9 protein-coding genes and 1 tRNA gene are annotated in these 9414 nt (G+C 57.1%); 9 read left to right on the top strand and 1 reads right to left on the bottom strand.

Annotation, left to right across the window (positions count from 1 at the left end; translation table 11 throughout):
• Positions 1-100: 100 nt before the first annotated feature.
• Positions 101-225, top strand: a tRNA-OTHER gene (locus JMF90_RS11375).
• Between the two features lie 43 nt (positions 226-268).
• Here the strand turns inward: JMF90_RS11375 and JMF90_RS11370 are convergent.
• Positions 269-1462 carry an AAA family ATPase gene (locus JMF90_RS11370; RefSeq protein WP_012339444.1) on the bottom strand — a complete coding sequence of 398 codons (1194 nt, stop codon included), beginning with the start codon at positions 1460-1462 and terminating at the stop codon, positions 269-271.
• Positions 1463-2136: 674 nt separating this feature from the next.
• Between JMF90_RS11370 and JMF90_RS11365 the strand changes: the two genes are divergently transcribed.
• From JMF90_RS11365 to JMF90_RS11330, 8 genes are all read left to right on the top strand, one after another.
• Positions 2137-2544: a helix-turn-helix transcriptional regulator gene (locus JMF90_RS11365; RefSeq protein ID WP_011546970.1), complete on the top strand. Its 408-nt coding sequence runs from the start codon at positions 2137-2139 to the stop codon at positions 2542-2544.
• 183 nt (positions 2545-2727) lie between these two features.
• Positions 2728-3735, top strand: a complete 1008-nt coding sequence (locus JMF90_RS11360) for a hypothetical protein (protein ID WP_011546971.1) — start codon at positions 2728-2730, stop codon at positions 3733-3735.
• Positions 3735-4646 carry a hypothetical protein gene (locus tag JMF90_RS11355; RefSeq protein ID WP_236593017.1) on the top strand — a complete coding sequence of 304 codons (912 nt, stop codon included), beginning with the start codon at positions 3735-3737 and terminating at the stop codon, positions 4644-4646. The genes JMF90_RS11360 and JMF90_RS11355 overlap by 1 nt, the downstream gene beginning before the upstream one ends.
• Positions 4619-5257, top strand: a complete 639-nt coding sequence (locus JMF90_RS11350; protein ID WP_227745925.1) for a hypothetical protein — start codon at positions 4619-4621, stop codon at positions 5255-5257. The genes JMF90_RS11355 and JMF90_RS11350 overlap by 28 nt, the downstream gene beginning before the upstream one ends.
• The gene (gene qatD, locus JMF90_RS11345; protein ID WP_011546980.1) at positions 5254-5988 is read left to right on the top strand and encodes a Qat anti-phage system TatD family nuclease QatD; all 735 of its coding nucleotides are present in this window, start codon (positions 5254-5256) and stop codon (positions 5986-5988) included. Before JMF90_RS11350 ends, qatD begins: the two co-directional genes overlap by 4 nt.
• Positions 5989-6079: 91 nt before the next feature.
• Complete coding sequence (locus JMF90_RS11340; protein WP_011546981.1) at positions 6080-6892, top strand: FRG domain-containing protein; 813 nt, start codon at positions 6080-6082, stop codon at positions 6890-6892.
• Positions 6893-7501: 609 nt separating this feature from the next.
• Positions 7502-8452, top strand: coding sequence for a GlxA family transcriptional regulator (locus JMF90_RS11335; RefSeq protein WP_011546982.1), 951 nt, complete (start codon positions 7502-7504; stop codon positions 8450-8452).
• A gap of 81 nt (positions 8453-8533) precedes the next feature.
• On the top strand, positions 8534-9349 hold the full coding sequence (locus JMF90_RS11330) for an alpha/beta fold hydrolase (RefSeq protein WP_011546983.1): 816 nt from the start codon (positions 8534-8536) through the stop codon (positions 9347-9349).
• Positions 9350-9414 lie beyond the last annotated feature (65 nt).

The following is a 9414-nucleotide window of genomic DNA, read 5'->3' as shown; positions in this document are numbered from 1 at the left end:
ATCGTACGCATTAGTGATCTGGGTTCAAATCCCGGTGCTGCCCCTTTTCTGAAAAGCGCGTGGCGACGGCCACGCGCAGCGTGGTAATACGTAACATTTCCGCAGCGTAGCTCAAAGGATAGAGCGCCGACGCTAGAACCACTCGCGGAGAGTGGGTGTACGACGGTTGGGTGGTGCCTCCATCGTACCGCGTCGGAGATCCGGGTTCAATTCCCGGCGCTGCTCCCTGCTTTCACTGCGGTGCAGATTGCAGAGGATCCGCAACCGTCTATCCGTGACACGTGAACCCGATTGGTTGTCGTTTAGCTGAGGGTGGTAGCGCCAGCGTGGCAATACATTTTCCCGTCGCTAGCGCGACCGCGAACGCATCGATCACAATGCGGTGAAGTTTGCGCAGATCCAGGTCTGTGCGTTCCGCAAGGCCAGTTGCTCCGCCTTCTTCGAGTTGTATGTGCTTCCCTGTGGAGCGTTGCAAGTGGTCGATCTTCGCAAGGATGATCTGCATTCGCTGTTCCGGATCCGGTGTCGGAATATCGAACACCTCGACACGACTTAGAAGGGGGAGCGGCACCCGGTCAAGATCATTCGCCGTGAGCACAATGATTATTCGGCTTGCATCAAATTCCATGCGAAAGAACGCGTCGTAGAACGCTCCAGCTGTATCTGCCTCGAGGAGGTCTAGCAGTACAGGAACGACAGGGTAGTTGCTACTGCTTCCGATCTTGTCTACTTCGTCGAGTATCAGTACCGGAGCTGCCGAATCCCCTTTGGCAAGGACTTCGAATATCGCCCCGGGTCGCGCTTGGCGCCATCCACTGTCCCCGCCCACGAGTTGGAAGCTTGCCTGAGCGCTTCCGGCGGACCACTTTCGCATTGGCACCGCGAGCGCCTCCGCGAGCTTGGACGCGAAATGCGTTTTACCAACGCCGGGTTCGCCCATGAGCAGAATGGGGCGAACGCGAAACTCTCTGCTGCGCACGGCACTTGCGAGCACGAGATCGACCATTAGTTTTCCAATGGGCTCGCTCAGGTTGGCGAAGCTCCCGCGCGCAACGTCAAGTCTCTTCAGTGCCTTTTGAATATCGGGAAGCTTTCGACAGCCATCGTTGCTGCCGGCCTTCTCAAGCAGCGGTCGTGCGCACTGCTGTTGACTCGCGTCGGCGCCGTCCAGAGCAGCGTTTGCTTGCTCAAGTGCATCTGGCGAGAATATTTGGACACGCCGAGCCCTAGGCCGACGTGAAGGCTTGTTTGCTATCGGCTTTGCCGTGAGTTTCGATTCGGAGTGTACCGGCGATTGCGTTGGCTCAGAGGCCATTCGCTGAATCTCTCGGATCGCAGCAAGCTCATCGTGCGTGCTCTGTGGAACGAGTAGTCGCCGCGAATCGCGACACTGGATCGTTGACAGATCACCAAGTGGGGCAAATCCCGCAGGACATTCGGCATGTTGTTTCGATACCGACATGACGGATTCTCCAAATGCGATGTAGCGGCCTGGTAGCCACGACATCCAAACCGCCTTCGTCGCGGTTTGGTCCGATGCTGAGAACTCAGCAGTCAGTTCGCATCGAATTTCGCACGGGGCGTGCGAATGCAAGGCTGCCGATCCCGACCGAACGGATCAGTTCATGCCAGTAACGAATACTGATGGCAGCCATGGAGAAGGTCACGTGGTGTTGACGAGTTACTTCCGTGTTATCCAACGATACTGCACCTAGGCCAAAGATGGCTAGGCCGATTTGCAGAAAATTGCCTTTCGCGAAGCACTGGCCATGCCGTGTAAACCCGAAAAGTAAGGGCTACGGGTAATCATGCGGCTGTCGGGTTATGACTAACCCGACGTGGAAATTTGACAACACTCCACTTGGCGATGCCGCATGACAGTCGTACCCCAAATACAGTGCTATTGAAGGAACAGGCTCGGCGTGGAGGTGCATGCGACATCGGGTTCGATGCGCCGGTAGTTACGGTTCTCGATGAAAAGTGTAGGTAAATATATCTGTTCCACATTTATAAAGGTGAGTGGATTCCGGTGGATAAAAAAACAGATATTTTTTGAATTGTAGTATTTATTTTGGTGTTTGACGTCGAATAGTCGCTGAGATAACGTATTCGAAATTGTCAAAAGCGAGTTCATTTATGCTCGTTGCACGAACGCAGATATCGTTCGCTGACTACCTCACTGCAATCCGCCGTCGCAGCGGGCAGCGGCAGAAGACTGTCGCTCATCGAAGTGGCATGGACCCCTCGTACCTCGCGTCCCTTGAGACTGGCCGCCGGAATCCTCCGTCGTCGGAGGTGATAAACCGTCTGCTGGATGCTATCGATGCGACAGAGGAGGAGCGGCGGCAATTGCATCGGTTGGCGTTTGCTCATGGCCTCCAATCCTATGTGGACCATCGAGCACCACCGGATTGGCCGCAAGAGGGAAGCGAAATTCTGGCAGCAGTCCCCATGCTGTCTGCAACCCAACTCAGATGTCTTTCGTCGATATTGAAGGCGGTCGCAGATAGCGACGCCCCGGTTACCACGGAGGAGCCCATGTAAACGAGAAACGGCGAGAAAGACCCTTTCGAGTCCCCCCGCCGTGTGTACCCAGCAATGCCGCACTGAGCACGTGAGAGTTTTCAGTATGTGGCCTCGCTGGTACGCACGTCAAGGGCTCTTTTTGCTCAAAAATACGGGAGCGAAGGAAATGGAACTCCGTGCTCCCATAAATGGAGCAGAGATATGCCATTTGCAGCCAGGCGCAGGCCAGCATCGCGCGACCACGATAGTGCCGAGTGGGGCGATCTCAATTCTTTGCCCGCTGACAAGAAGAACAAACAACCGGCGCGGTCGATCATTTCCGTGGTGCCACATCGAATCGTTGGAGGGTTCGACCTACCAGATCGGGCGCCATATGCGCTCGAGTGGGAGTCATATCTGGAACGAGTTTGTTACGCAACTTTGGCGATGTCGCAGGACGTCGAGTGGATGGCATCCCAACCGGATGAGTTGCAGTATGTACTGGATGGGGTGCCGCGCCGGTACTACCCGGATCTATTTGTTCGTTGCGGCAGCGGCGAATACTACGTCGAGGTGAAGCCCCTGGCTATCCTCGTCCGAGACGACAACTTGTGCAGATACACAGAAATTGCGCGAAAGCTGCGAATCAAAGGGAAAAACTTAGTTTTCCTTACAGATGAGCAGATTCTTTCCAAGAAAGAGCGAGTTGAGAACGTCATGCTGATGCGTCGGTACATCAGCGGTGTACTCGACGAGCAGCGCAGCAGTACCGTTGTCCAACGCCTCTCGGACGGTGCTCTATCTATCAGCGAACTGACTGAGTGTTGCGAGGTGAGTATCCGAGAGATCTACACGATGGTCGCGAGGCGATATCTGACTATCGATTGGGACCAAACAGTCACACTCCGATCCAGCGTGACGACACCCACATCCGACAACAAGGGGCTTGCGTTTGAGACGCTTATCAATTCGGGTCGGTTTTATCCTCTTCTGGCACAACTCGCTATGGGTCATCGACCGCAGGATCAACGAATGTTGGAGCTTGCGAAGATTGATGGACAACGAGGCCGTACTTCTGAAGGACCATCAATTGTTGGAGGTTTTCCGAGCGAAAAGAGCAAAAGTCGTATCTACGAACCCGACGATGTACTTCGAAACTCTAGCTCCCGACGAACTGCTCGAAATCGAACACGCTCTTCGAGCAATCTGCAGCGAAAAAGGAGAGCGTAATGAGAAATTTCATCATAGCGAAAGGACTGGTTATAAAGTGGAAAGGGGCGGTATATGAATACATCTCACGTGCGACAGGCACTTTCTACTTTCGAGACGTTCTAACGCAGGCCGTTATTCAGGTTGCCGAGGTTGAATTCTGGGGTGAATTTAGATCGAGAAAACTCTGCATAGTAGAGGCGACGTCGACGCCCACACATTTACTCTACGAGGAAAGAGGTTCGGATGGAGGTGAAAATAATGATAAAAATATCACTCAGTTGGCTGAAAGGTGGCAAGAAGATGCTGATAGAAAGGCATTTTACATGGGCGAACTGAATCGCCGTGGCATAACGTGTGGGCAGCGTACGCAAATGCGTGCGGTGCTCCGTGAAATCGCCAAAAAATTGGGAGACTTGGAAAAGCCGCCCGCTGCTTCGACGGTAGGAAAATGGATGAGTAAGTTCGAGGGCTCCGGTCGGGACATTGCGTCCGTTGTGTCAGGCTTCGCTACGAAATCTCGCCGGAAGTCGACGGGGCCTGACCATGAAGATATTATCCAAACATCAATCGACGATCATTACTTATTGCCGACGAGGCCGTCAAGGACGAGCTCGTACCGGTGGTACCGGTGGAGCCTCGAGGCAGAGAATCGCGAGCGACTATCGGACTCACTCGATCCTCTTGTACCCATCTCATACCGAACATACGTGCGCCGCATCGACGAGCGCCCAAAGTATGAAGTAGATGTGGCCCGATTCGGAGCTCAGGTTGCAAAGCGGCGCTACACCATGATCGAAGGGCATCTGCCAGCGAGTCACCCGTTGGATTACGCCGAGTCCGACCATACGCCGCTCAACCTGTTTGTTATCGATGACGAGTCATATCTACCACTAGGTAAACCGTGGCTATCAACTCTCAGGCTACTTTGAGTGGCGAGGGTAGAACAATTCTCGATCCATTAGCACCATCCAGGGCTCGATCCGATTCGACGACCGAAGTTGTTAGTTCAATTTCCGATATTCGGCGGCCGCGTTGGGATGTTAGCACCAAGACCACACATCCGGTGTTCATGGCGCGGTTACAAGCGCTGTGGGATGAGCTTGGAATTCGTGCCGTGCTGCGTCTTCCGTATGCGGCGATGACCAAAGGGGAGATGATGGCCGAATGCCGGGCATCTACAGTGCTAGCTGATGTTGCCTCGGAAGCCACGAGTTGTGGTCGTTTCGTCCGGAACGGCTATAAACATTGCGGCCGCTGTGTTCCATGTTTGGTTCGCCGTGCATCATTTATTCGAGCCAACCTCCGAGACGACACGACTTACGTGTATCCCTCACTTCGAGGAGCGCAACTCGAAAACGAGCCCAACGACATCGGTGCAGTCGCAGTTGCGGTTTTGAAGGTCGAGCAGAGTGGCGTCCGCCTCTTCACTGCTGGCCAGCTGTCCTTCGCAGAGCCAAGCCTCCGAAGAGAGTTCGAAGGCGTCGTGCAACGTGGCTTAGCGGAACTGGGCGTGCTTTTGCGGCAGGAACAAATCCTGTGATTGACTTCCATTCACACCTTGACCTGTATCCCGATGGCCTCAAGCTTGCGCAGGAGGTGAACAGAAGGAACGAGTTTACCCTCGTGGTCACCACTAGTCCGCGCGCCTACCGGGCAACGTCGAATGTGTTTCTCGGTTTGAAGAACATCAAGGTGGGAATCGGCCTGCATCCGGAAGTGGCTGCCGCCAAACAAGGAGAGCTGGGCGACCTTATTGAGGGAATCTCGCGAGCACGTTTTGTTGGCGAGATTGGGATGGATGGTTCCCCCAGATTTCGAGGCTCACTTTCTGTGCAGGAGAGAGTCTTCCGAGCGGCCCTCGCTGAATGCGGACGGTACCAAGGAAAGGCGATGAGCATCCACTCGCGCGGTGCTGCACGCCGAGTCGTGGAACTGCTGGCTACGACGAAGCATGCCGGCGTACCCGTGCTTCATTGGTTCTCGGGCGGGTTCGCTGAACTTGAGACTGCTGTTCGCATTGGTTGTTGGTTCAGCGTTGGCCCTACGATGCTCGAGGGTGAGAAGGGGCGGGCGCTGGTGGCGCGAATGCCTCTACACCGAGTGCTACCTGAAACGGATGGTCCGTTTACGAGCGTGGGCGGGATACAACTGCAGCCGTGGGATGCATGGTCCGTGCGAGCCCCTCTGGCGGCAATATGGGGCATGCAGGAAGATGAGGTAGGGGAGCAGATGAAGCAGAACCTTCAGCACTTGCTGCGGCTATCAGGTTGAACAGGACTTCGGTCAACCAGGCGTACGTCCGTGCGCCGCGCACGCAATCCCTTTGCGCACTGCCTCAAACCATCCAATACGGGAGTCACAGATGACAGTTGCCTTCAACTACAAGCGCACGGCAAAGCGCTTCGGGGACGCGCGTGACCTTGCGACGTTCATGAATCTGGTCGACCGCTGGACCCGAGGGATTCCGACCCTCGGCTACCGCATGTCGCTGTTTCGCGGTCAGGAAGACGAGTCATGGTTGCTCAAGCCCGGTATTGCTCGCCCCCAGTACGCCAACCGCGTCAGGCCCGGTACCGAAAAGAGCATGCTGCGCGAATTCAAGCAGCGCGGCATCCCGCACCTGGAGTCGACGGTAGAACTCGCCGATGCCGACTGGCTGGCGATCGCGCAGCACCATGCGATGCCGACCCGGCTGCTCGACTGGACTGGCAGTGCGCTTGCTGCGTTGTGGTTTGCAATCAAGCGGCCAGCTATCAAGGGTGACGACGGCTCGCCCAAGGCGGCCGCCGTCTGGCTGCTAGCGGCGACCGACGCGGACATGATCGATCTAGACGAGCGCTCGAACCCGCTAGAGATCACTGAAACGAAGCTCTTGAAGCCGCGGCATGTATCACGGCGGATTGCAGCTCAGGACGGTTGGTTCAGTGTGCATCGAGGGGTCGAGGACGGTCTGGGGATGAAGTATGTCTCTCTCGACACCAACGTGCATTTCAAAATGCGACTGAGCTACATCCGGATCCCGCCGGACGCGTTCGGTCCCATGCGCGCGCAGTTGCAGACGGCCGGCATCAACCGCGGTGTGCTGTTCCCCGACCTCGACGGGGTGGCAGGCCGGATCGCGGACGCGATCCTATATCCCGACGATCAACCGACGCCAGGCGCCGGGAATCTTTGAGGCACGCGATCGGCCCCGCGTCCTACCAAGTGGGTGATTTGTCAGATTCACCGTTCTCGGGGCCACTGCCGTCTACCCTCGCGCCCGGGGGCCAAGCGGGCGAGGGCGCCGCCTAGACGCCCCCCGTCCGCCGCTCCCCTGCGCATTGCCGCCAGCCTTTTCCCGTATCGAACCCGACATCGGCTCAAGGACCCCCAGGAGTGCAACTTGAGCACCCACGACTGCAATTTGATCGATCAACGCCGCCAGGACCCTGGCATGGCAGTTGTGATTCTTCAAAGCACGACGGCGACATTCATCTGAACGCGGTGGCGACGGACAGGGCTGCGAGCCTATTGCAGTTGCACCTGAACACCACTCGACCTTCGTGGCTCGCTTCCGGTGACAACATTGGTGCGCTACGCGCGACTTCATGAATTCACGAGCATTTCGCATTTCCGGGCTGACAATGACTGGCGAAGTGATACTTTTACTTGTCAAACGGCGATAACTATATTTTCGTTTACGCCAATGTGATCGGATGGATGTCAAGCACCACGAATTCTGGTGTTCCCTGCAAGATCGCGGCAAAATTATTATGATCCTGCATTTTTTTGGGACGAAGACTTGATGCGACAGGTCGGCTTGATTCTTGAAGACGGGTTCCAACTGATGGGGCTGGCTGCGCTGGCGGCCTTTGAGCTCGCCAATGCTGAGCTTGGCGACGATGGCTACCTGCTGACTTTACTGTCCGAACATGGCGGCACGGTCCACTCCTCGATGAACGCAGGCATTGAAACCGTGCCGGTGGACATCGTGCCCGATACGCTTATGGTGGCTGGCGAACTGGTTCCCAAGAGCGTTTCGGCCGGACTGTGCGCCTATGTTGCCCGCGCCGGTAGCGAAGCCAGACGGGTGGCAGGGGTTTGCACAGGTGCCTTTGTGCTGGCACAGGCGGGTCTTTTGGATGGGCGCACGGCAACGACCCATTGGGCGCATGCGCGCGATCTGCAGTTGCGCTTTCCGAAGGTGCGGGTGGATGACGACCGTATCTTCATCCGTGACGGCAATATCTGGACCTCGGCGGGCATGTCCTCGGCGATCGACCTGACGTTGGCATTGCTTGAAGATGATCACGGCTCAGCTCTGTCCCGGTCCATCGCCCGCAAACTGGTCGTCTATCATCGCCGCCCGGGCGGGCAGTCTCAGTTCTCGGCGATGTTGGAGCTGGAACCGCGCTCCGACCGAATTAAGCGCGCCCTGACCTATGCGCGCGAAAACCTGCGCAATCCGCTGTCGATCGAGGAACTGGCCGAAGCAGCCAGCCTGTCGCCGCGCCAGTTCAGTCGCGTGTTTCGCGAAGAGACGGGGCAGTCTCCAGCCAAAGCGGTCGAGCGGCTGCGCCTGGAGGCCGCGCGTGTGATGCTGGAGGATGGGCGCCATCCGCTAGACATCGTTGCACGCGACACCGGTTTTGTTGACCGCGACCGGATGCGGCGCGCCTTCCTGCGCAACTATGGGCAAGCGCCCACAAGCCTGAAGCGCGACCCGAAGCCAATGGAAGACGGCACAGTCACATGACCTGATTAGACGCCTTTACGTCATTCAAGCTTCCCTGTCTCGAGATAACCTGCCGGCATCACAACGGGATGGGGGAATGACATGGGCGACACCTCGCGCATCGGCTGGCTGAACACTCGCCGTGGCAAACTCGCCACCATGCAGGACGGACCGGACGGTGGCGTACCTCTGGTTTTGCTTCAGCGTTTCCGTGGCACCATGGACGACTGGGATCCGGCGTTCATCAAGGTCTTGTCGGCCGACAGGCGGGTGATTCGGTTCGACAGTGCCGGCATCGGTCGATCCGAAGGTCGAGTGCCGGAAACGATTGCCGAAATGGCGGTAGTCGTTGCCGAGGTCGTCGAGGAACTGGGGCTAGGGCAGGTCGACGTCCTCGGTTGGTCTCTCGGCGGCGTTGTCGCTCAACAGCTTGCGCTGGACGCTCCACATCTCATCCGTCGCCTGATTGTCGCGGGGTCCAGTCCGGGCGGCATCACGGACGGCCCTCAGCCTCACCCCCGTGTGCCGCAAGTCATGTCACACAGCGTAAACGACGCCGCCGATTTCCTGTTCCTGTTCTACCCCGAATCCGAAACAAGTGTCGCTGCGGGCAAAGCTTCGCTGAATCGCATTGCCGAGCAGTCGCATGTGGGGCCAGCGGTCACGGCCGAGGCTTTCATGGCGCAGATCAAGGCCATTTCGACTTGGCCGGGCGTCTTGCACCGCGCAAAAGAATTGCGCATGCCGGTCCTGGTCGCCAACGGCGCGCATGACGTCATGTTGCCGGCCTATCGGTCCTATGTCCTGTCGCAGCAAGCGCCGGATGCCAAGCTGATTCTCTACCCTGACGCGGGCCATGCTTTCCTGTTCCAGGAAATCGACGACTTCGCGGCGCAGATCGATCTGTTTCTGGAGTAATGGTCCTTCGGCCGCTGCCTGGGGAGAGCGCAGGATTCTCATGGGAACCAGCTGACGACCGGGTA

Origin of the sequence: Burkholderia sp. E168m23 (genome assembly GCF_016586125.1) — a bacterium.
Classification (GTDB): domain Bacteria; phylum Pseudomonadota; class Gammaproteobacteria; order Burkholderiales; family Burkholderiaceae; genus Burkholderia; species Burkholderia orbicola.
The sequence above is the reverse complement of the archived record's forward strand: the minus strand, read 5'-3'. Positions and strand labels throughout refer to the sequence as shown.